The organism is Enterococcus sp. LJL51 (genome assembly GCF_049894025.1).
In the GTDB taxonomy this organism is placed as follows: Bacteria; Bacillota; Bacilli; order Lactobacillales; family Enterococcaceae; genus Enterococcus_L.
Map to the genome: position 1 here is coordinate 15,466 of NZ_JBNEQE010000005.1, position 21,424 is coordinate 36,889.

General features: G+C 37.5%; 22 protein-coding genes. 3 read left to right on the plus strand and 19 right to left on the minus strand.

The window, feature by feature from the left end; genetic code table 11:
- Nucleotides 1–106: 106 nt before the first annotated feature.
- From ACPWSO_RS06645 to ulaG, 16 genes are all read right to left on the minus strand, one after another.
- Nucleotides 107–1,294: an acetate/propionate family kinase gene (locus tag ACPWSO_RS06645; protein ID WP_426082093.1), complete on the minus strand. Its 1,188-nt coding sequence runs from the start codon at nt 1,292–1,294 to the stop codon at nt 107–109.
- A 33-nt stretch (nt 1,295–1,327) separates the two neighbouring features.
- Entirely contained in the window at nt 1,328–2,335 is a 1,008-nt protein-coding gene (locus tag ACPWSO_RS06650; protein ID WP_426082094.1) for a class I SAM-dependent methyltransferase, read from the minus strand.
- Nucleotides 2,336–2,557: 222 nt separating this feature from the next.
- Nucleotides 2,558–2,893 (minus strand): competence type IV pilus minor pilin ComGG, encoded by a 336-nt coding sequence (gene comGG, locus ACPWSO_RS06655; RefSeq protein ID WP_426082095.1) that lies wholly within the window; start codon nt 2,891–2,893, stop codon nt 2,558–2,560.
- Nucleotides 2,877–3,359, minus strand: a complete 483-nt coding sequence (gene comGF, locus ACPWSO_RS06660) for a competence type IV pilus minor pilin ComGF (protein ID WP_426082096.1) — start codon at nt 3,357–3,359, stop codon at nt 2,877–2,879. The genes comGG and comGF overlap by 17 nt, the downstream gene beginning before the upstream one ends.
- Nucleotides 3,322–3,648, minus strand: a complete 327-nt coding sequence (locus ACPWSO_RS06665) for a competence type IV pilus minor pilin ComGE (protein WP_426082097.1) — start codon at nt 3,646–3,648, stop codon at nt 3,322–3,324. Before ACPWSO_RS06665 ends, comGF begins: the two co-directional genes overlap by 38 nt.
- Nucleotides 3,623–4,078 (minus strand): competence type IV pilus minor pilin ComGD, encoded by a 456-nt coding sequence (comGD, locus tag ACPWSO_RS06670; RefSeq protein WP_426082098.1) that lies wholly within the window; start codon nt 4,076–4,078, stop codon nt 3,623–3,625. Before comGD ends, ACPWSO_RS06665 begins: the two co-directional genes overlap by 26 nt.
- Nucleotides 4,053–4,376: a competence type IV pilus major pilin ComGC gene (gene comGC / locus ACPWSO_RS06675; RefSeq protein ID WP_426082099.1), complete on the minus strand. Its 324-nt coding sequence runs from the start codon at nt 4,374–4,376 to the stop codon at nt 4,053–4,055. The genes comGD and comGC overlap by 26 nt, the downstream gene beginning before the upstream one ends.
- Nucleotides 4,373–5,416: a competence type IV pilus assembly protein ComGB gene (gene comGB / locus ACPWSO_RS06680; RefSeq protein WP_426082100.1), complete on the minus strand. Its 1,044-nt coding sequence runs from the start codon at nt 5,414–5,416 to the stop codon at nt 4,373–4,375. The genes comGC and comGB overlap by 4 nt, the downstream gene beginning before the upstream one ends.
- Entirely contained in the window at nt 5,370–6,326 is a 957-nt protein-coding gene (gene comGA / locus ACPWSO_RS06685; RefSeq protein WP_426082102.1) for a competence type IV pilus ATPase ComGA, read from the minus strand. The genes comGB and comGA overlap by 47 nt, the downstream gene beginning before the upstream one ends.
- A 788-nt stretch (nt 6,327–7,114) precedes the next feature.
- Complete coding sequence (locus ACPWSO_RS06690; protein WP_426082302.1) at nt 7,115–7,795, minus strand: L-ribulose-5-phosphate 4-epimerase; 681 nt, start codon at nt 7,793–7,795, stop codon at nt 7,115–7,117.
- 13 nt (nt 7,796–7,808) lie between these two features.
- A complete protein-coding gene (locus tag ACPWSO_RS06695; protein WP_426082103.1) occupies nt 7,809–8,669 on the minus strand; it encodes an L-ribulose-5-phosphate 3-epimerase in 861 nt (286 codons plus the stop codon).
- A gap of 1 nt (nt 8,670) precedes the next feature.
- Nucleotides 8,671–9,312 (minus strand): 3-keto-L-gulonate-6-phosphate decarboxylase UlaD, encoded by a 642-nt coding sequence (locus ACPWSO_RS06700; protein WP_426082105.1) that lies wholly within the window; start codon nt 9,310–9,312, stop codon nt 8,671–8,673.
- A gap of 104 nt (nt 9,313–9,416) precedes the next feature.
- Nucleotides 9,417–9,716, minus strand: coding sequence for a PTS sugar transporter subunit IIB (locus ACPWSO_RS06705; protein WP_426082106.1), 300 nt, complete (start codon nt 9,714–9,716; stop codon nt 9,417–9,419).
- A gap of 44 nt (nt 9,717–9,760) precedes the next feature.
- Nucleotides 9,761–11,230, minus strand: a complete 1,470-nt coding sequence (locus ACPWSO_RS06710) for a PTS ascorbate transporter subunit IIC (RefSeq protein ID WP_426082107.1) — start codon at nt 11,228–11,230, stop codon at nt 9,761–9,763.
- Between the two features lie 15 nt (nt 11,231–11,245).
- On the minus strand, nt 11,246–11,704 hold the full coding sequence (locus tag ACPWSO_RS06715) for a PTS sugar transporter subunit IIA (RefSeq protein ID WP_426082304.1): 459 nt from the start codon (nt 11,702–11,704) through the stop codon (nt 11,246–11,248).
- Between the two features lie 85 nt (nt 11,705–11,789).
- Nucleotides 11,790–12,854 (minus strand): L-ascorbate 6-phosphate lactonase, encoded by a 1,065-nt coding sequence (gene ulaG / locus ACPWSO_RS06720; RefSeq protein ID WP_426082108.1) that lies wholly within the window; start codon nt 12,852–12,854, stop codon nt 11,790–11,792.
- Nucleotides 12,855–13,055: 201 nt separating this feature from the next.
- On the opposite strand from ulaG, the gene ACPWSO_RS06725 reads away from it, so the two are divergent.
- The 3 genes from ACPWSO_RS06725 to ACPWSO_RS06735 all read left to right on the plus strand — a co-directional run bounded on the left by ACPWSO_RS06725 (nt 13,056) and on the right by ACPWSO_RS06735 (nt 16,658).
- Nucleotides 13,056–13,817: a hypothetical protein gene (locus ACPWSO_RS06725; RefSeq protein WP_426082109.1), complete on the plus strand. Its 762-nt coding sequence runs from the start codon at nt 13,056–13,058 to the stop codon at nt 13,815–13,817.
- A gap of 16 nt (nt 13,818–13,833) precedes the next feature.
- Nucleotides 13,834–14,604, plus strand: a complete 771-nt coding sequence (locus tag ACPWSO_RS06730; RefSeq protein WP_426082110.1) for a DeoR/GlpR family DNA-binding transcription regulator — start codon at nt 13,834–13,836, stop codon at nt 14,602–14,604.
- A gap of 326 nt (nt 14,605–14,930) precedes the next feature.
- Nucleotides 14,931–16,658 carry a DUF4037 domain-containing protein gene (locus ACPWSO_RS06735; protein WP_426082111.1) on the plus strand — a complete coding sequence of 576 codons (1,728 nt, stop codon included), beginning with the start codon at nt 14,931–14,933 and terminating at the stop codon, nt 16,656–16,658.
- 618 nt (nt 16,659–17,276) lie between these two features.
- On the opposite strand, the gene rlmN is transcribed toward ACPWSO_RS06735, so the two are convergent.
- From rlmN to ACPWSO_RS06750, 3 genes are all read right to left on the minus strand, one after another.
- Nucleotides 17,277–18,347: a 23S rRNA (adenine(2503)-C(2))-methyltransferase RlmN gene (gene rlmN / locus ACPWSO_RS06740; RefSeq protein WP_426082112.1), complete on the minus strand. Its 1,071-nt coding sequence runs from the start codon at nt 18,345–18,347 to the stop codon at nt 17,277–17,279.
- Between the two features lie 483 nt (nt 18,348–18,830).
- Nucleotides 18,831–20,660, minus strand: a complete 1,830-nt coding sequence (locus ACPWSO_RS06745; RefSeq protein ID WP_426082113.1) for an FtsX-like permease family protein — start codon at nt 20,658–20,660, stop codon at nt 18,831–18,833.
- Nucleotides 20,650–21,399, minus strand: coding sequence for an ABC transporter ATP-binding protein (locus ACPWSO_RS06750; RefSeq protein WP_426082114.1), 750 nt, complete (start codon nt 21,397–21,399; stop codon nt 20,650–20,652). Before ACPWSO_RS06750 ends, ACPWSO_RS06745 begins: the two co-directional genes overlap by 11 nt.
- Nucleotides 21,400–21,424: the final 25 nt, after the last annotated feature.

The following is a 21,424-nucleotide window of genomic DNA, read 5'->3' on the forward strand; positions in this document are numbered from 1 at the left end:
TCACACCTTTCTTAATCGACTATTGTTTCACTTAACTTTTTAAAAAGAACCCTTCACTCAGTAGTAAGAGTGAAGGGTTCTTTGGCTTCGGTAAGCTATTTGTTGATTATTTACGGAAACGCTCAACATCACGCGCAATTACTAATTCCTCGTCTGTAGGAATCAATAGTACTTTTACTTTTGAATCTTCAGTTGAAATCACAGATTCTTTCCCGCGCACATTATTTTTCTCAGCATCGATTTCACAACCGAACCAAGTCATTCCTTTAATTACTTCGCTACGGACATGAGAATCATTTTCTCCAATTCCCGCAGTGAACACAATTGCATCCACACCGTTCATTACAGTTACATAACTGCCGATATATTTACGGATACGGTCTGTAAAGATGTCATATGCTGTTTGTACTTCTTCTTTGTCAATATTTGATTCCAAGTCACGCATGTCACTAGAAATACCTGATAATCCTAATAAACCGGATTTTTTGTTTAAAATATCAATCATTTCCTTGATATCAGTCAAACCAAGCTTTTCCATTAGGTAAGGAAGTAATGAAGGATCAATATCTCCAGAACGAGTACCCATTGTTACGCCGGCTAACGGTGTGAAGCCCATTGATGTATCTACAGAAACACCGCCGTCAACAGCTGTAATTGATGCACCGTTCCCTAAGTGACAAGTGATGATTTTCAGCTCTTCAATTGGTTTGCCCAACATTTCAGCAGCACGTTGTGCTACGTATTTATGGCTTGTTCCGTGAGCTCCATATTTACGTGCGGCAAACTTTTCATAGTATTCAGTTGGAATACTATATAAATAATTGTGCTTAGGCATTGTTGTATGGAAAGCTGTATCAAAAACTGCCACACTTACGATGTCTGGTAGAATCTTTTTGAATGCTTTAATTCCCATTGCATTTGCTGGATTATGCAAAGGAGCAAGATCTGCCAATGCTTCAATTTTTGCCAGTGCTTCATCGTCAATCAAAGCTGAATCTTTAAAGTCTTCTCCACCAGCAACCACACGGTGACCAACCCCAGTGATTTCATCATATGAACCAAGAATATTTAATTCAATCAACTTATCAAGCAGCATTTTAACAGCAACTTCGTGATCGTTAATATCAATGATTTCTTCATACTTTTTATCGTCACCATACTTGATTGTAAAAATTGAATCATTTAATCCAATACGTTCAACGATTCCTTTAGCGATAACTTCTTCATTTGGCATTACGTATAATTGCCATTTCAAACTTGAACTTCCAGCGTTGATTGCAATTGTTTTAGACATGATATTCTCCTCTTTAAATGAATTAAGTAATTTTTATTTTAAATTTGAAGCTTTCCAGGCTTCAAATTGTTGAAAGAACTGAGTGATGTTTTTTGGATCTTTCATTGTCGCCAGCTTGGCAAGAAGGACTTCTTTCGCCTGCACGCTTTCGTTTCCCTTATTTTGGACAATCATGATACTTTTTCTCGATTGTTCAGATTGAAAAAGTTCATTCGGCAATTGAATTAAACCTTGCAAAAATACTTGTTCCTGAATCCATTTTTTTAGATATTGACTCTGGTCTGATTCAAATATATTTGAAGGTACTAAAAATAGCCCAAAGCCGCCGGGCTTCACATAATTCATCGCCTGCTCCATCAACAAATGATGTGCATATGTATGTCCTTTTTCTGAAGCAACAGTAAATTGCTTTGCTTTATCATCATTAGGGTAGTAGCCAATCGGCAGGTCACTGACAGCTGCATCAACTGGATCAATGAGTAAATCTTGTAGACCATCCTGATGAAATAGATGAATATTCGACTTGACTAAGCCATTATTTACTGATGCAACTGCTAATAATGTATCATCAATATCCACACCATAGCCTGTCATCCTATAACCGTTCATCTGCAGATTCACAACCAAGGTTAATAATAGATTGCCCATACCTGATGCAATGTCTAAAATCCGTAAATCCTTTGTTTCAGCAGATAAACTTTCTAATAAGTACATGAACAAATAGCCAATACCGTCTGGTGTTAGCTGATGGTTGGCTTGCAAAGGTTCATCCTTGTTTCCTTTCAGCAGCAAAAGCTGTGTCAAACGACTAAGCTCCTCTGGCTTTAGATCAATCTGTCGAAATTCCTTATAAATCTCTTCCAGTTTCAAAACCGTGGCTTCTTCAGGCTTTCCATCAAGAACTCTGACCGTAAAATCATCTAGAAGATTATCTCCATTTTCAATATAAGCATCTAAAAAAGAAATATCTAAAGATTTCTTCAGTAAAGTTATTGCTTCTTCCAGCAATTCGAAAGCCTTTTCCATTTTCTCAGAAAACAAAAAAACACCTCAACTTCTTAAAAAATATAACAACTTTCATACCTGTTCTATTTTATCTAAAAAACGCATAATAATCAATCAATTTTATAACATTATTTGTAAATTCAGCATTTACAGTAGAAAAACAGCAGTTTCATGAAAAAAATCTCATTATTTCCATTCAGACTGCTGTTCTGTACCAGTTATTTTCATTTAGATTTAGATACACAATTCACAAACTTTTTACTCTTTATCTTTTTCTGTTTTTTTAACCGCTTCATAGAAGGTATAGGTCGCCCCAGAAGTCTGAACAATCATTGTCATTTTTTGATTCTCTAATTTATAATTGAGTACTCCTTTTGAATAAGTTTTTGTCCCTTGATTATCTTCATTCTGATACTGTCGAAATTCTGATAAAAACATTGAACAGATTACTTTCGCTGTATAAAAGGCTTGTGTCTTTTTTGAATATTGAACAGTTAATTGATAATCCTCTGCGACAATTAAAAATAAGACACCAAATAAATAGAAAAAGAGTAATGCTGTTATCATCGTACTGCCTCTATACCTCTGCTTCATACTCAAGCTCCTTAGGAATAATCCAGCAACCCTTATGATTTCTGCCGTTTTCAAACAATACATCTACCTGTATTCGATTTTCATTTCTAGTAAAAATAGCTCTTTCCACTTTAGTCAGTAGTGGCTGATACCCGTTGTTTGCTGACTTCACTATTTTATTGTATTTAAATTCAATAAGTACCGTGTATTGCTCCTTCTGGTCATACAAGGTTAGCTTTTCACTTTCCAAAGCAGTCAAACTGCACTCTTTCAGTTCATTCTCCAATTGAATTTGAAAGGCATGCCATTCTTTTTCAGAAGCATTGTTTAGACGTCTAGTCAGCAGTTGGGTATGCCGGATATAACCTGAACTAATTATACCGATGAACGAAAAAAGAAATAATGCAAGCAGACATTCCAACAGCGTAAAACCAGATAGCCTCATTCTTCTATTCAATTTCTTCAACCGTAAATGATTCTTCCCCATTTTTAATAGCCGCCTTTACAATTTTCTTATTTTCCAGTGTAATACTTAGCTGATAATAAGTATTATTTCTAAAAATGACTTTGCTAGCTGTTCCACCATAGTTTTCATAATGCCTCACTTCTTCGTAAAGAAGCCGCTTCATCTCCAGTTGTGTTTCCTGTGCTTTTGTTTTTTCTAATAAAAGACTATTCACAGAAAGATAAGTACCAATTATCAGAGTAAGCATCGTTAATGCTAAAAAACTTTCTATAAATAAATAGCCATTATATTTTATGAATTTTTTTGACATATCTTCCATTTCCCATCTGAAACTGAAATTCAATCCTTTCTTTCTTAGAGACCCATTCAAAACTATATTTTGACAATGAGCCATTATTTCCCGTACCATTTTTAAACACTATTTTTTGAGGTCCCTGAACTACCAGCTCCTCTGGGATATTCAATATTTCCTCCCCATTTGCAGAGGAGAAAATCAATCGGCTTTCTTTCGTATTAAGATAAATGCCTGAATCTCGTTCACTGACAATCGCCATTTGCTGAACATATAGCAGATGCTTTTCAAACCGCATAAAAAACTGTCCCACAATGATATTTTGCTGGCTTTGCTTTAGCAACAATGAGGGCATGCTAATAAGAAATGCAGCTACCAACAGAACCAACAAAGCCTCAATCAGCGTGAAGCCCTGGTATTCTTTACTTATTTGCCTGATATTTATCATATTGCTCCTGTGTAATATAGCCCTCTGAAAGTAAGGTATCCACTGTTGGTGTCTGATCATTTTCTAAACGATAGACATCCATTTGTGTTTCCACGACTTTGATAATCGCTGCATTGCCCTTTTTGTCAATATTGTCCTTTTGTCTAGATAAATTTGGAGCAAAAAGCAGAATTAGAACGGAAATGATTAATAAAACGATGAGCATTTCCAAAAGTGTAAAACCTTTTAGCTTTTTTTTACGCAGCTTTTTTTCCATATTATTATTTTTGTGATTTTTTGCTATCTTTTGTTGTTTCATAATGTATCAATCCCTCCATAAATTGGCAGCAGCATTGCTGCATAAATTCCAACTACAGCCAATGCAATAATCAAAAAAATTATTGGCTGAAGCCATTGAATCAGCTTTTCTATTCGCAGAAAGAAGCTTCTCCAGCATATTTCACTATAAATCATTAGCTCTTTTCCTAAGTTTCCCTTAACTTCTCCTTGTTGAATAATTAATGCCAGCTCTTCAGAAAAGAACGGAAAATATTCTAACTGATTGTAGAAAGGTTCCCCTTTTAGCAAACCTCTCTCAATGATTTCGGATAGTTCCCTCATCAGTGATTCATTAAGGAGCCCCTTCATTGTGACAACAATATGCTTAATTTCCATTCCCTGAGAAAAAAGCTTTCCCCATTCCAAAGAAAAAAATGCTGAGGTATATTGAATATAGTATGATCGAAATCCTGGTATTTTTGCTAGAAATACGGCTCTATTAAAAGGAGTCTTTCTTTTAAGCAAAAGGCGAACACTGATAGTCAATGATATAAGCAGCAGCATACCGCCACCTAAAACATAGGGACTGGCTCTAACAAATTGAATACCAAAATTATCAGTAGTTGTTAGGCCGCTCATCTGAAGCTGGGGCAACAAAAATTGTCTCATACCGATGAGTGCTGCAAATAGGAACAGTAGAAGAATAAATGGATAGATAAGTATCTTTGAAAGGTTCTCTCTCTGTTTTTGCATAATCCCCATATGTTGTTCAATGCCTGTCAAAGTTGCCGCTAGATTTCCATGCCTTTGAGCGAATTCTATTTGAGTGATAATTTCAGAAGAAACCTCCAATTTTACTAAAGATTCGGTTAATTCCTCACCACTTTCCAACCCATCTATGAGAAAATCAATTAATGCTGCCGGCAATACCTTGGCTTTTCTCATAAATGAAAAGCTTTCGTTTAAAGAAAAACCGTTCATTAACAGCTCTGCTAAAAGCTTAAAAAAACCAGAAGACTGTTTTTTAGTTAATTTAGGTTCTTTTTTCTTTGTAATAAATTTCCGTACTGATAAATCCATAAGCCCATACCTTTCTCAATAAATTGTTCCACCCCATTGTTTTTGATTCAGAGAACTGATACTCCATCAGTAAAGCAGGAATCTCCCCCTCAATATCTACCGTCAACAACCGCTGATAGATAATACTTTTTAGGCACTCATCTAGTTCTCTGGTCTGTATGCCCAACTCCAGTAAACGTTCAGTCGCTCCAGTAATGCCCCTGCTGTGTATTGTTGCAAAAACTGTGTGCCCTGTTAGTGAGGCTCTAATGGCTGCTTGAGCAGTTAGTCCGTCCCTGATTTCACCGATTATTAAAATATCCGGTCGATGTCTAAGACAAGCCTTAATCAATGCATTATAGGTCATATCTATTTTATTGTTTGTCTGTAGCTGGAGAAATGTTTCCTCTTCAATTTCCACAGGGTCTTCAATACAAATAATCTGAGCATCTACTCCTGAATTTTTAGCAAGCTTATACATTAAAGTAGTTTTTCCTGAACCAACAGGACCACAAAATAAATGCAGTCCAGCTGCCTTCACCTCTTTACTGACCGTTTCCAACTGTTTAGGCAGCAGGTAATACTCTTTGCTGTCTCCAAAAAAATGTAGAAAACGAATGACTAAGCTTTCTCTTTGCCGGAAATCCCCTACGGAAGATAGCCGAAGCCTGCGTTCTTGTCCCCTAACCTCGTATGTAACTGCTCCAGTCTGTGCCTTTCTCTTTTCACCAACATCCATTTGTCCAATAAACTTAAAATGAAATATTAGCTTCTCTCCATGTTCTTTTGACAGCTGTTTATATTTTTGCCTATGCTGAACTGTTCGAAATAAAATGCTATAGCCTGTCCTTTCAGGTAAGATGTACAGATCCTGAGCTTTATTTTGTACACCCCATTCAATCAGCTCTTTTGAAAATTCTTTAATATCCATAGCTTCCTCCTCAAGATTAAGCTACGCAAAAGAATTCTAAACATGCAAAAAAAGTCTGAAATTAATGAACTTCAGACTTCGGAAGAAATACAGCTCCTATTAAAAAATAAAAATATCCTACTTCTATCTTTGTTTACGAAAAGAGGTGGCAATTGCCGTAATTAGGATAAGCATTTGCCTTTTTCTTCGTACGCATACCGTTCCACTAGATGTTCCTACATAAGTGAAACTGGCAGGAGATATCACCTATATTTAATATAATTAGTCGGCAGATAGTGTTTTCAACTGTCTTTTTCAACTCTATTTTTAAGAAATACACTATTTAATCGATTTCTTACTTATCTCTTATTGTCTTTCTGTAAAATATGCAGAATTAGTGCATAAAATAATACAACAGCTACTGCCTGAACAGTAGCTGTTGTATTATAAAGAGATTTAATGCACTATCTTCCCCAAAATAGTTTATTAATACTTGATACCATCATTATACTAAAAATTTTGCTCTCGTGGTTTTCAAAAATTGTCAGATTTATTAAAATTTTTGAGAAAACAAGGCATTTAGCTGAAAGGGTCAGCAAAACGCCTTGATTTTATGCTTAAACAAAGCATTAGATCCCTTACATTATATCAAACAAAAAAATTTATTTCTTCTCAATTTCTTATACCTGAAAGCTATTTCTTTGAGAAATCATACTAAAAATATTAATTATTTTTTTAGTAATAATTAAACGTAATTAATTTGAAATTTTATACAATTCCATCTAATTAAACTATAATCCTTTTTCATTTTATTGTCCATAATAAGCATTTTTACCATGTTTTCTAAAATAATGCTTGTCTAATAAATAGTTAGGAATCGGTTTTATTTTTCCTCCTATCTCCTCGGTTGACTGTGCCATCTCTGCAATTTCATCCAACACGATACTGTTTTCTACTGCTTTCTGAGGTGTTGCTCCCCAGGTAAAAGGTCCATGCCCATAGACAAGAACTCCTGGAACAGCTAGTGGATCAACTGACTGCTGCTGAAACAGTTCAGCAATGACCTTTCCAGTTTCTTTTTCATAGGCTGCTTTGACTTCCTTCTCACTAAGCTGTCTGGTGCAAGGGACTGGACCATAGAAAGTGTCAGCATGGGTTGTTCCATACGCTGGAATTTCTCGGCCGGCCTGCGCCCACATAACAGCATATTTGGAGTGGGTATGTACAACTGCACCAATTTCTAAAAATTCTTTATAGAGAATGACATGAGTTGCCAAATCAGAGGAGGGCTTCATACCCTTTGTCAACATATTTCCATCTAAATCAGTGATCACCATATCTTCTACTGTCATTTTCTCATATGGTACACCGCTGGGTTTGATTACAATCACACCCAAAGTTCGATTAATCTCGCTGACATTGCCCCAAGTCAACTTCACCAGACCTGCTTTTGGCAAAGCCAAATTCGCTTGAAAAACCCGTTCCTTCATTTTTTTAATTACTTCATCTCTCAAAATATCCCGCCTCCTTCAAATAAGGAAATAGAAACTCCTTGGCATCTTCAATCTCTTTTTTAGGGTCTGAACTAGTTTCACTCCACATTTCAATTAGGAATGGTCCGCTGTATCCAAGACGTTTCAAGGTTTTCAAGCATCCTGAAAAGTCGACACAGCCTGTACCAAATGGAACTCCCTTGAATTTTCCATCAAAATCTGCTGTTACTGCCAGTGTATCCTTCAAATGAATAGCCGATATCTGGCTGATTCCTGCTTCTAATTCATAACCGACATCATTTTCCGACCATGCAGAAAGATTGCCTAAATCTGGATAAACCTGTAAATAAGGCGAGGGAATTTGCTTTTTAATCTTCAGAAATTTAGAAATGGAATTGATAAAAGGATCATCCATAATTTCAATAGATAAAACCACTTCTTTTGCTGCTGCTAACGTAACAGCTTTTTTTAAATTTTCAATAAAATAATTTCGGGAAGCAATTGTCTTCTCTTCGTAATACACATCATAGCCCGCTAGCTGAATTGTTCGAACACCTAAATCAGAAGCTAAATCCACTGCCTGAGCCATAATTTCCAGTGCTTTTTTTCTTGCGCTTGCATCTTTCGATCCGAAAGGAAACCGCCGGTGTCCGCTCAAGCAAATAGATAGTATTTTAACTCCGGTATCATGAACTGCATCAATGACTTCTTTCCTTTGCTTTTTATCCCAAGTCAATCGGTCTAATCGTTCATCTGTTTCATCTATAGACATTTCTACAAAATCAAACCCCAGCTCTTTAGCAAGAGTCAACCGCTCTACCCAGCTGATTCCTCTAGGGAGCGCCTTCTCATAAATTCCTAAAGTGGTCATTCTACTCCCCCCAAATACGCTTAATTTCATCTTTAAAAGCCTGAGCAGCCTGTTTAGGATCTTTTGCTGAGGTAATTCCTCTCCCGGTAATAAATGTGTAGACAGCTACGCCTTCAAAAAGTTTTAAGGTTTCTACCTCTAAGCCTCCAGTAACAGATACTCTAAAGCCCATATCTATCAGCTTTTTAACTTTAGTCAGATCCTTTTCTCCCCAAGTTTCTCCTGCAAAAAGAGCATCCCTGCTTTGATGATAGATGGCTTGTGAGATGCCGGCATCCAGCCATTGCTGTGCTTGTTCAAAGGTCCAGTCGCCATAAAGCTCTACTTGAACTTCTCCAACTTGCTCAGCTGCAGCTTTCATAGTAGGGATTGTTGCACAGCATATAACAGTCATCCAATCCGCACCCGCATCGGCACAGTTCTTTCCAACCGTTCCTCCGGCATCAGCACATTTTGTATCTGCAATCACTCGCTTATCCGGGTATAGCGCCCGTATGCAGCGAATCGCTTCCTCTCCTGCTTGTAAGCAGAGAATCGTTCCTACTTCTACTATATCTACAACTTCTCCAACTTTTACGATGTCAGCTAATGCACTGGCTAGATCTGAATGATCTAACGCAACTTGTAAATTTGGTCTGCTCATATTAATTTTCCTCCCGCTCTAGTTTAAGAGCGCAGGATACGAAACAAATCTATCCCGCGCTCATTTCTAATCCAGCCTTTTTATAAATTTAGAAGCTTTCTGTTTTACTTATAGGTCGCTTCTAAATCCGTTTCCTGTACTTTTTCTTGTACCTCTTTTGCAGACATGACATTTTTGATTCCTATCACAGTCACACCCTTTTCCTTTACAGCATCGAACATATGCAGAAAATTCATAGGTGTAAATACTACATCATACTGCATAGCTGAACTTTTTCCCTCTGCAATTGAACAATGATGAATTTTTGTGATTTCAAAGCCAAGCTCTTTCAAGCCTTTTTCTACACTTCTCATCATCATCAAGCTTGTTCCTGATCCATTTGCACACGATACTAATACTCTCATTATTATTTCCTCCTATTAATTATAGTTAGTGTTTTTCCTTTAATTTAAGCTGCCATCTTTTTTACATACTCATCATAATCTTCAGCAATCAGGAAATAGCCTTCCGGATTCGCACGATACTGAAGCTGCGGAATGGCTAGTAGAAGCAGAACAACTACTGCAATACCAAAATAGCCAAGGAATTTCATCAGTAATGTAGCAATTGGCCAAACTGTCGCCCAGTCAAACATGCCTAAATACCCGCCATACTGTGCCAGTCCTACAAATGAAGCAATTAGAGCGGAACCAACAACCTGTATAATCCCAGAGATAAATGGGAAAATACAAGCAGCTTTTACTCCTCCACGGTTATTTGAAAACAGAGCAATCGCTGCATTGTCAAAGAATAGCGGAATAAATCCGGCAATTACAATGACTGGTGACTTAAATAAAATTAATAAGCCGATGGTTACAAACTGTCCTAATGCGCCAAACAGGAAGCCAATTGTTACCGCATTGGGCGAACCAAAGGCTAGTGAGGCAGAAACATCTATGCCGGGAACAGCTCCTGGCAGCAACGTATTAGAAATTCCTTGGAAGGATTGCGTCAGCTCATCCACGAAGGTCCGAACCCCTAACTGCAGAATTGCCAGATAAACGGCGAAGTACAAGGATGTTTGTAAAATATAGAAGAAAAAGCTTTGCCCTTCAACCATAAATTCAGCTTGAATCAGATAGTCTTGCCCCAATATAACCATAATTATTCCAAAGAAAAACAGCATCAAAATGGATGTGGAGACCATATTTTCATTGAAAATGGAAAGGAAACCTGGAAACTTAATATCTTCAATTCGTTTATTGTTCTTTCCTTTTTTCATTTTTTCAGCTAAGCGGGCAAAAATGTATATTCCAAACATTTGTTGATGGGCAATGGCAAAGCCAGCCCCTTCAGTCAGCTCCTGTGTGATTCCTACGGTCAAATTGGAACCAACTGCCCAATAACAACCTAGAACCAGTCCCATTACCAACAGGATTTCTATACGGCCTAAATCCGGGAAACAGAAGAGTAACAGCCAAAAGGCGGTTGCCGCCTGCTGAATCTGAACATTTCCTGTGGTAAATACGGCTCTTAATTTTGTATACTTTTTGAAACGAACCAGCAAAATGTTCATAACAAAGGCAATTAACAGTAAAATCATCGTATCACTGAAGGTCCGCCCAAAGGTCTCTTCAATTCCAGCGGTGACTGCATTTTGTCCGAAATAAGGATCGATAACCATGGCGTCTAAATCGAAACGTTCTTTTAGTCCAACAAGGATTGGCCGAAAATTATTAACCAGTCCGCCGGAACCAACAGACAAAATCAGATACCCTACAGTCGCCTTTAAGAAACCTGCGATACTTTCATAAATCGGTTTCTTCAATAATACATAACCTAATAACACAATAAATCCAATAAGAAACGCAGGCTGCGTAAGAATGTTTGCAGCAAAATAGTCCCAAATTCCTAGTAAAAAATCTAAAACCTGATCCATTTTATCCCCTCTTTCTTATAATTGATATTTTTCCATAACTCCTTGATAATCTGCCAGTGAGTTTGTCGCAGATAAATCTTCAATCAAGCCTTCTACCATCAGCAGCTCAGATAAATTCGCAATATTTTCCATATGTTCTTCCGGATTTTTAGCTGCCAGTGTAAAAAATAAACAGGCATTTTTTTCCGGATTTCCCTCTTCAAATACAACGTCTGCTGGCATTTTTGTAAAGGAAATAGCTGTCCCAAAGACCCCTTTACTTTTTTCTGAAGAGTGCGGCATAGCCACCCCTGGCACAATAACGATGTAAGGACCAAATTCTTTAACACAGGCAATAATTTCTTCTACATAAGTCTGATTGATGATTTTCTTCTCAAGTAGATTATCGCAGCTAATCTGGACTGCCTCTTCCCAATTTCCCGGCTTTTTTTCGCTAAAACGTACTAAATCATTTTCATAGAAATACTTCAGCATCATGTATCCCCTTCCATTTTTTATTTTTAAACAATCGGGAGGAATTTTTTGTTTTCCATCCCGATTTCTTTTATTTATATGCTTTTTACAGGAATGATGGGAATGGCGTATCATTCTCCACAGCAAAGACATCTTCAAATCCCCGATAAAAATTAAATTCCAGTTTGTCTTTATCATTAGGATAAGTAAATTTACCACCTACTTGCCAGATGAATGGTTTAAATTGGTAGTCTAAACGATCTTTCTTAAATTTCCAGATTTCCGTGATTTCTTTCGGATCTGCCATAAAGTTCGCCCAGATGTCGTAATGAACTGGAATTACTACCTTTGCATTTAGTGATTCGGCCATCCTAAGCATATCAACAGATGTTACTTTATCTGTAATTCCTCTTGGATTTTCACCATAGGCGCCTAAGCAAACGTCAATTTTATGTTCATTGCCGTGTTTAGCAAACATATTGGAATAGTGGGAATCTCCTGCATGATAAATATTACCGCCGCTCGTTTCAAATAAATAGTTTACTGCAATCTCATCCATATCCTGAGGCATTTTTTCCTTTAATGTTACTTCAGGATCTTCACAAGTTACCAGCGCTGTCCGGTCAAATGCTTCCAATGCGGCTACTTCAACATCTTTCACTTTAATGCGGTCCCCTGGTCTGACAACTATTGTCTTTTCTTTTGGAATTCCCCATTCCAGCCAAGTATTTACAACCTCTTGCGGTCCGATAAACGATGCCTCCGGGCAATTCTGATGGACTGCTGCAGCCGTATTAATATCCAGATGATCTGAATGGATATGGGTTACAACTAATGCATCTACATTCTTTACCGCAAATGGATCAATAACAAATGGCTGAGTTCGTAGATTCGGCTGCATGTTTTCACATCCGCTCATCCGCATCATTTGATGTCCTTTTTTCATCTTACCGTCTCCGTGTGTACGTTTACCTGTTCCACACCATAAATCACAAAGTATATTCGTCCCTTCATGTGATTTTAGCCAGATTCCCGTACAGCCTAGCCACCACATCGCAACTGTTCCTTCTTTAACATCTTCTTTTTCTATTTCTTCGTTTAAATAAGTGCCCCACTCTGGAAATGTACTTAAAATCCAGCTCTCTTTTGTTACATCATGAATTGTCGCCATACGCTGCCTCCTAATTTTTCACGTTTGTTTTCGTTTACAAATTTATTCTACAACAAAATCAAGCGTTTTCAATCTTTTTTTATGAGCATTTCATATTTTTAAGAACGTTTGACCATTTTTTAAATATTTTTCGAGCATTTAATCATTTTTTAGTGCAAATTAAGATTGTTTTATGATAGTATAATGTTTGAGGTGAGAATCATGAGAAAAATATTGTGGACTGTCTTTCATTCTGGGAAAAAACTACTACTCTGGAGTATTTACAGTATCTTTGCCGGTTATATCATCTATTTAGCAGCTACATCTCCTAAACTGGAATCTAAATTGTTTTTTTCAGTTGTTGGTATTGCTGCTTTAGCTGTCACACTTCTGTTTGAATATCTAAAAAGAAGCTATGAAAAAATGATCTGCGCACTAACTTTCGATTGTGATATTATCAAAGCAGAGCAATTGAAGAAACAGCTGTATAAAGCTGATTTGTTCAAGGGCTTTACTGGTTCCCTTCGTATCTTCGATGCCTTATTACTAATGGATAAAGGTCATTATAATGAATGTCTGGAGCACTTAGCAAAGAACGAAAAATTTTTCCGCTCGACCTTTGACTACCTTTTTATTTATTACCATACACAACTTCACTGCTTTTATTTTTTAGAGGAATTTGAAAAAGCAGATACAGCGCTAGAATCGCTTACTAAGTTAAAACAACTAAAAACAAAGCAGATTAGTCCCCTTTATTCTTGGTCAGAAATTGAGGGAATAAAGTATTATGTTCAAGGTAGAAATAAAAAGAGCCTAGAAGCCTTTGAACAGGTTGACACTAGTCGACTAAATAATCGGGAACTCGCTTATCTCTACTATATGCAGGGCCGCAGCACTGTTAAGTCTGGTGCAGTGTCCGATGGAAACCGTTTGCTGAAGGAAGCTCGAACGCTGGGAAACACTTTGCACTTAACGACTATATGAACAGGGAGAGATTTTTATGAAGAGTTCCTACAAGACAATTCAGGAGAGAAGAGAGCGTATTCTTGACTTGCTAAAAACCGCTGCTTCCTCTATATCAATTAAAGAAATTAGCGAGCAGCTGGCAGTGTCAGAAGTTACAATTCGCCGCGACTTGACTGCACTTGAAAAAATGGGTCAGGTGATACGGGAACACGGCAAGGCAAAGATAATTCAAAAAGAAAATGAGCAGCTTTACAACAAAGAATTGGAAATACTTAAATGTTTAATTGCCCAAAAAGCTGCTGAATTTGTTAGCGAGGGAGATACACTTTTTATTAATACTAGCTCTACCGCTCTCGCTGCCATTAAAAAGCTGGAAGAAAAACGCGTAACTATTGTCACAAACAATGTGAAGGTTGCCAATATTGATCATCATCCTAATTCGACTGTTATTCTTTCAGGCGGGGAAATCCGTTTTCCTAAAGAAGCATTGGTTGGAGATATCGCCATTGAATCCTTTTCAAAGATGTCATCTGATATTTCTATTATCGGCTGTTCAGGGTTAAGCTTAGAGGATGGTATCACTACTCCCGTTCTCCATGAAGCTAAGATTAATTCTTTAATTATTGAGCGAACCCGCGGACCGGTCATTGTTGTTGCAGATTATCGAAAAATTGGTTTTTCATCTAACTTTACCAGCGGAAATATTAAGGATATTGATTACTTAATTACAGACACCTTTGCCTCTCCTGAAGCCATTAACGCAATAGAAAAAGAAGGGGTTCATGTTATTCAGGTAGAGGTTTGATTAAGCATAGAAAGACTGTCACATAGATAAAAACTGCTGAATGCTCTAGACAGCTCAGCAGTTTCTATCTGTTTAAATAAGAATAAAACCTGCACAAAATTATCGTTGTAGTCTTCATACCTATTTCACTGGTATCATTTATAACCTGTTTAAATGAGCAAAATTAAAGTTATTCAACGTTTCTACTCTTAGGAATATTTACAGAGAAGTTTTTTTGAGCTATGATATTAAGTAAGCGCTACCATTAATTGCACTAGTGCGTATTATCGGGATATTCGGGCAAGTTTCATAGTTTTCAAGAGCTAAAAAAGGAGTAGTGAAGGCTGATGAGTAATAGTATAGAAGAACATTTGGCTCAAGCGCACAGCTATTGGCGTGAAGGAAACGAAAAAGAAATGCTGATTCCGCTGGAAAAAGCATTAGCTGCGGCAAAGCAGGAACAGAAAATAGCAAAAACAATTGAGATACTTAATGAATATGGAGGTGCACTGCGTGTTACCGGCAATTATCCAAAGGCTGTTGAAGCATTGACTGAAGCATTGGATTTAATTGACTGGTTCTATTCCCGTCATTCAGAAGCTTACGCCACTACGTTGACAAATTTGGCGAATGTTTTAAGAGCACAGGGCTCACTAGTAAAATCCGAAAAAATATTTTTACAGGCAAAAGAACTATACGAAAACCTAAATCTATTTGATTATCCTTATGCTAGTCTGTGCAATAATCTTTCTCTTGTTTATCAAAATATGGGTGAGTACAAACAAGCCTATCAACTGTTGATGAATGCTGTTGAACTTATTAAAGATTCACCTCGATTAGCTGTTCCTTTGGCAATCAGCTACAACAATCTTTTTGAAATTTGTAAACAAACGAAACAGCCGGAGGCAGAATCCTATTTGGTTTTAGCAGAAGAGCTTCTGAGAAATACAGTAGGCAAAAAACATCCGTTGTATGCAGTTATACTTAATAATATGGCCAGTGTTTTTTATAAACGAGGGGAGTTTTCTAAAAGCCTAAGTCTTTATGAGGTCAGTCAGAAATTGATTAGGGACACCTACGGTGAAGAAAGCAGGGATTATCAGGCAGTTACAGGGCATATTCAAACACTGAATAGTATCTTAAAAAAAGAAGCTATCGCTGAAGCGGCTTCTTCCATCCCTTGTGAAACGGACAGAGGTGGTTATGGAATGGAGGCTGCCCGGCATTTTTTTGAAACTGAAGTACTAGCGCTGTTTCAGAATAAATTACCAGAGATTTTCCCCTTCTGTGCTTTTGGATTAGTCGGTCAGGGGTCTGAATGCTACGAATTTGATGATGCCTATTCGCGAGATCATGACTTCAAAACAAGATGCTGCTTATGGCTGCCGCGACAAAAATATCTGGAATATATCGATGAAATAACTACTATATCTTCGTCGCTGACAGCTCAACTGGATGTCTATTCTATTGAAGAATTTTATAAGAATTTCACCTTGTGTGAGTCAGTTCCACAAACCATTCAAGAGTGGCTGCGTATTCCTCAGGATTTTCTTTCTATCGCTACTAATGGTCAGGTTTTCATGGATAATTTAGGACAGTTCACCGCCTTTAGAAAACAGTTACTAGCCTATTATCCCGAAGATATCCGCCTCAAAAAAATGGCCTATTGCTGTAATAAAATTGCACAATCAGGACAATATAACTATTTTCGATGTCTAAAAAGAAACAATCAAATTGGTGCGCAGGCTGCACTAGGAGAATTTATTCACTACTATAGCGAATGCGTCCATCTAATCAACAGACGATATTTACCTTTTTACAAATGGGTAGAACGTTCCCTTTCCAGCTGTCCTCTTTTTGGTCAAGAAACTACGGACGATTTAAATCTGCTGCTGGTTAATAAAGAGAATAATCAAGAAGAGCTGATAGAAACTATGTGCAGACGCTTAGTCAGCTATTTCAATGCAGAGGGTCTTTCTCAATCTAATGTTAGCTTCTTAACCTACCAGGCAGAAGAAATAATGGAAAAAATCAAAAATCCTCAGCTAAAAAGAGGAAATTCATGGGTATTATAAGGACACTAAAAACTAAGAAAAGAACTTACCAGAAAAGCAGTTACTCTGGATTTATTTTAGTTTTAGGCTAAGGAAAATATCGGTGGAAAAGCCCTTTGTCAGAGTCAGTTGGCAAATTTCATTTTCTCAAAAAACTCTCAATGGCACCTCTATTCGAAGAATGACAAGCAAAAAACACTTTCATAGAAACTTATTTACGTGGAGAATATTGCACTTATTCAGAAACAACCCTTGCTTTGCTTTAAACTGTCTATCTTATACGCCTATAATACTGGAGAGAATTTAGTCACTCGTTTGGCCAATTTGCACAAGCAGCTCGTATAGAACGCAGAATGAGTGACTACGTACTAAACATTAAAAAGCCGGAATATACTGAAAATAGGAACTAAGGTGAGAGCCTTAAGCAACTATTCTCAATATATTTCGGCTTCTTTCTAATGGAACTGCTTTTTCGTCTATCATTCTCCCTGCATACCTTTTCGCTGCTGGAGTCCTGAGGCAGTATGAATCATTGGAATACCGTTTATACAATTTTTAAGGACTGGAACATCATCAATTTGACGAATGTTTCAGTCCCCGCTTGTTAATTTATCTTTTTTGAATAGTAACTATGCCGCCTTATTTAGCTGCTTTTTCTTTTTTTATTTGCTTACTACGCAATTGTCCACAGGCAGCATCGATATCTGTGCCATGCTCTCTGCGAATAACACAGTTAATTCCATTTTTCTTAAGCACATCATAAAATGCCAGCACGTCAGCTTTATCACTGCGGCTGTACTGATCATGTTCGCTTACAGGATTATAAGGAATCAGATTTACATAGGTTAGCTTTTTCTTATTCTTCAGCAAATCTGCCAGCTGCTGAGCATGTTCTTTTCGGTCATTCACATGGTTCAGCATAATGTATTCAAAGGTAATCCTCCGATTAGTCTTTTCCAGATACTCATCGACTGCTTCCATCAGTTTCTCAATCGGAAAGCTGCGGTTAATTCGCATGATGGATGTACGAACATCATTATTTGGTGCATGTAGGGAAATCGCGAGATTAACCTGTAAACCATTATCGGCAAATTCTTTGATTTTCGGTACTAGACCGCTTGTTGAGACGGTAATATGACGTGCCCCAATAGCCAAGCCCTTGGCATCGTTGATTGTATGCAGAAAGTTCATCAGATTGTCATAGTTATCAAATGGCTCACCAATTCCCATCACGACAACGTGGCTCACTCGTTCATCCTGTCCACGCTCATCAAAATAGTGCTGAACCTCCATAATCTGTGCAACTATTTCTCCAGCTGTTAAATCCCGCTGCTTTTTCAATAATCCACTGGCACAGAAGGTACAGCCAATATTACAGCCAACTTGCGTGGTCACACAAACAGAAAGACCATATTCTTGGCGCATCAAAACTGTCTCAATCATGTTTTTATCCGGCAGTTCAAACAAGTATTTTACTGTGCCATCCTTTGACTCCTGAATAATTACCTGTCGCAAAGGATTAATAATAAAGTTTTCTTCTAGTATAGTAATTAAATTTTTAGATAAATTCGTCATTTCACTAAACGTGCGTACACGTTTTATGTACAGCCATTCCCAAACCTGTGTAGCCCGGAACTTCTTTTCACCGTTTTCAATAAACCAGTTGATCAGCTCTTCTTTAGTCAACCCGTAAATGGATATCTTTTCCACTAGTTTTCCTCATTTCATCAAGACTTCGATTCATACTATAACCCATTCTTTCTTGCATTGCAACAGCTCTCTTATTTTCAAGATAGGAAAAAGAAGAGGTTAAGCCAAAGTGTTTTGCTTCAAGAACCAGGCAGATACTGTTCAACATCAGCTCATACATCACTGTGTTTTTCAGCAATAAACCATACTAAACGAAAATAGCTACATTTCCAATATAGTATGGCTTATTTTTGAAGAGGCGGCTTTTGGACCGCCATTATTTTGGTCCCAGACATACTGAGAATCTGGGAATTTATATTGTTCCAAGCCCGCCCTTGCCTCAGATACCTGATGATTTTAAAAAAACACTTTCAGAAAAACCAAAGAACACAGCCTGTTCACCCAGTACCAGCAAAAAAAGTAGCGCTAGCGTTCATAACCTTTTGGGAAAAGCTTCTTTTGTAAAAAACGCTTAAATTCAACCACTAACATGTTGGCAGCCAATTAGGCTTGAATAAGCCGATAGACTTTTTTAAAGTAGAAGATTCTCGCAATTAGATAGTAGGCGGCCTGGATCAAAATGAATACACCCAATACCTGCCAACCTGCCAGCTGCATTCCCTGATTAAATATATGATACATGGCTGTCAGTGCAACTGCACCATGTATAACTGAAACAATAATTGGTGTAAAGAAGAGAATAGCCACCTGCTGATTGATCATTTTTTTCAATTCTTTTTTCGTTAATCCCATTTTGTAAATCATTCTGAACTTCTCTACATCGACATCCATATCACTGTATAAGCGGAAGTAAAGGAAGCTTCCGGCAGAGACAAAGAAGACAATTCCAATGAAAATACCTACAAATAAAATGGGTTTATAGCTGTCTAAAATCATTTGTGTAGAATAGGTTTTTGCAGAAAACTGATAATTACCTTCCTGAGATTTTCCCAGATCAATTAATTCTTCTCGTGAAAGATCCTGCGGTTGCCAAACTGTTCCCTGAGTGTAACCCAATGTATCTAAGTCAGTCGCATCAGGGACAACAACTGTTGTACTGAATACTGGCAAAATAGTTTCTTTTTCCTGCTTCTGTACTGCTAAAAGCTGTTGATTTGGCAATTGAACCTGAGTGACCGCTTCTGGTTCATTTCCTGAACCAAACTCTGTATCAAATAACAGTTGAATTGCTTGTCCGTTAACCACTATCTTGGGTTGTCCCGCAATTTCTGCCAACCGATTGTAGTCACTTTCTTTAATAAAGTTTACATGGTTCTGATCCGTATATGTCTTATAGTCACCCCGTTGCACCTGAATGCCTTTTTGCTCCAATAATGCGGAAAAGGCAGTATCAATCGGTGCTGTTTCTGCTATTTCACCAGATAGCTGAAATTCATACGGCATAGAATCAACTGACCCTAAAATCATTTGTTGAAAGCTGTAAAGGGTCCCAATAGCCGCAAAAGCAACTGTTGAAATGATGGATACGAGAAAGAAGGAGCGAGCATTATCTTTCATACGAAAGGCCAAATCCGAAAAGACAACCATGTTGGTTTTCTTCCAAAAAATCTGTCTTTTACTCTTCAGCTTTTCAATACTCCAGACACTGAGTTGATTGAACAGAAACCTCGTTCCCAAAACAACCAGAAAAATCACCGGCAGCATAACTATTGGAACCAGCTGACCTGGTGACAGCAGTGCTACACCATAACCGATGCCAATTAGTATAATTGCTAATAATCCTTTGATAAATGAACCCTTGATTGTCCCTTTTCCCATATCTCCAGCTTTCAGTAACGTCTGTAGCTTGAGCTTTGGTAAACGAAACTGAATGAAAAAAGAAATAGCTAAAAATAAAATGGAAAAAGAGATTAGAGTTATTATCATTGCCTGTAATGGAAAATAGAAACTAAGACTAACATGTATCAGCTTGTTGCTGAGGAATAAAATCAACTGGGAAAAACCTACTCCTACAATGCTGCCAATAATTGTTGCAAAAAAACCAATAACTAGATTTTCAATAAAAATCATGCGTTTCAGTTGTTTAGGGCTCATGCCCTGAATCATTAATACCCCGAATTCTTTCTTACGCGATTGAATAAACACATCCATCGAATACAGTACAAAGAAAAAAGAAAAGCCATAAATGATAATTGCCGCAGCCATCATCCCTTTTTGGGCACTGGCATTTAATCCATCAGATAATGCCGGATGAAAAGCAAAACCAGTAAAGGTGAAAAAAACCATCACAGCAAATAGTGTGCTTAGGAAATAGGCTAAATACAGCCGTCTGTTTCTGATTGTATTGCGGATTACAAATTGACTAAAACTCATTCTCAACACCTTCAATCATTGCAAGATTGGTCATAATCTCATCATAGAATTGTTTTTGTCCTTGCTGTTGTTTGATTTCACCAACCAATTCACCATCCTTGATGAACACAATTCTTTGGCAATAGCTGGCTGCCAAAGGATCATGGGTAACCATCAGAATAGTTGCCTGCTCTCCTCTATTCAGCTGCTGTAGGAGCTTCATTACATCTTTAGAGGATTTAGTATCCAGATTCCCCGTCGGTTCATCAGCCAGCAACAGCTGCGGCTGATGAATCATCGCTCTAGCAACAGCCACACGCTGTGCCTGTCCGCCGGATATTTCTCCAATCCGTTTTGTTAATAATGGTGCAATACCTAATTTTTCAGCTAGCTGGTGCAATTTTCTCTTCATCACATTAATTTTTTCACCATCTAAAGTTAAAGGCAAAACAATATTTTCTTCCACAGTCAAAGTAGGCATCAGGTTAAAGCTCTGAAAAATAAAGCCCAGCTCCCGCCGTCTAAATTTAGCGATTGCCTCCTGATCCAGTTTATGAGGGTTTTTGCCGTTCAATACTATTTCTCCAGAAGTAGGCTGGTCAATTGTCGCCAACAGATTTAAAAATGTACTTTTACCACTGCCGGAAGGTCCCATAATTCCGATAAATTCTCCATCCTCAACAGTTAAATCAAGCCCTTTTAATGCTTGATATTTGATTTCATCACCATATGTTTTACTTAAATTTTTAACTTGCAGCATTTTTAATCACTCCATTTCTTTCTAC

Excerpts from the sequence above, each read along its gene's own strand:
- comGA (WP_426082102.1), bottom strand. The coding sequence starts at position 6,326 with ATGGATATTAAAGAATTTTCAAAAGAGCTGATTGAATGGGGTGTACAA.
- ACPWSO_RS06695 (WP_426082103.1), bottom strand. The coding sequence starts at position 8,669 with ATGACCACTTTAGGAATTTATGAGAAGGCGCTCCCTAGAGGAATCAGC.
- ACPWSO_RS06645 (WP_426082093.1), bottom strand. The coding sequence starts at position 1,294 with ATGTCTAAAACAATTGCAATCAACGCTGGAAGTTCAAGTTTGAAATGG.
- ACPWSO_RS06710 (WP_426082107.1), bottom strand. The coding sequence starts at position 11,230 with ATGGATCAGGTTTTAGATTTTTTACTAGGAATTTGGGACTATTTTGCT.
- ulaG (WP_426082108.1), bottom strand. The coding sequence starts at position 12,854 with ATGGCGACAATTCATGATGTAACAAAAGAGAGCTGGATTTTAAGTACA.
- ACPWSO_RS06665 (WP_426082097.1), bottom strand. The coding sequence starts at position 3,648 with ATGTCAAAAAAATTCATAAAATATAATGGCTATTTATTTATAGAAAGT.
- comGF (WP_426082096.1), bottom strand. The coding sequence starts at position 3,359 with ATGGGGAAGAATCATTTACGGTTGAAGAAATTGAATAGAAGAATGAGG.
- comGB (WP_426082100.1), bottom strand. The coding sequence starts at position 5,416 with ATGGATTTATCAGTACGGAAATTTATTACAAAGAAAAAAGAACCTAAA.
- ACPWSO_RS06690 (WP_426082302.1), bottom strand. The coding sequence starts at position 7,795 with ATGAAGGAACGGGTTTTTCAAGCGAATTTGGCTTTGCCAAAAGCAGGT.
- ACPWSO_RS06730 (WP_426082110.1), top strand. The coding sequence starts at position 13,834 with ATGAAGAGTTCCTACAAGACAATTCAGGAGAGAAGAGAGCGTATTCTT.
- ACPWSO_RS06735 (WP_426082111.1), top strand. The coding sequence starts at position 14,931 with ATGAGTAATAGTATAGAAGAACATTTGGCTCAAGCGCACAGCTATTGG.
- comGC (WP_426082099.1), bottom strand. The coding sequence starts at position 4,376 with ATGAAACAACAAAAGATAGCAAAAAATCACAAAAATAATAATATGGAA.
- ACPWSO_RS06750 (WP_426082114.1), bottom strand. The coding sequence starts at position 21,399 with ATGCTGCAAGTTAAAAATTTAAGTAAAACATATGGTGATGAAATCAAA.
- ACPWSO_RS06700 (WP_426082105.1), bottom strand. The coding sequence starts at position 9,312 with ATGAGCAGACCAAATTTACAAGTTGCGTTAGATCATTCAGATCTAGCC.
- comGD (WP_426082098.1), bottom strand. The coding sequence starts at position 4,078 with ATGATAAATATCAGGCAAATAAGTAAAGAATACCAGGGCTTCACGCTG.
- comGG (WP_426082095.1), bottom strand. The coding sequence starts at position 2,893 with ATGAAGCAGAGGTATAGAGGCAGTACGATGATAACAGCATTACTCTTT.
- ACPWSO_RS06705 (WP_426082106.1), bottom strand. The coding sequence starts at position 9,716 with ATGAGAGTATTAGTATCGTGTGCAAATGGATCAGGAACAAGCTTGATG.
- ACPWSO_RS06745 (WP_426082113.1), bottom strand. The coding sequence starts at position 20,660 with ATGAGTTTTAGTCAATTTGTAATCCGCAATACAATCAGAAACAGACGG.
- ACPWSO_RS06715 (WP_426082304.1), bottom strand. The coding sequence starts at position 11,704 with ATGCTGAAGTATTTCTATGAAAATGATTTAGTACGTTTTAGCGAAAAA.
- ACPWSO_RS06725 (WP_426082109.1), top strand. The coding sequence starts at position 13,056 with ATGAGAAAAATATTGTGGACTGTCTTTCATTCTGGGAAAAAACTACTA.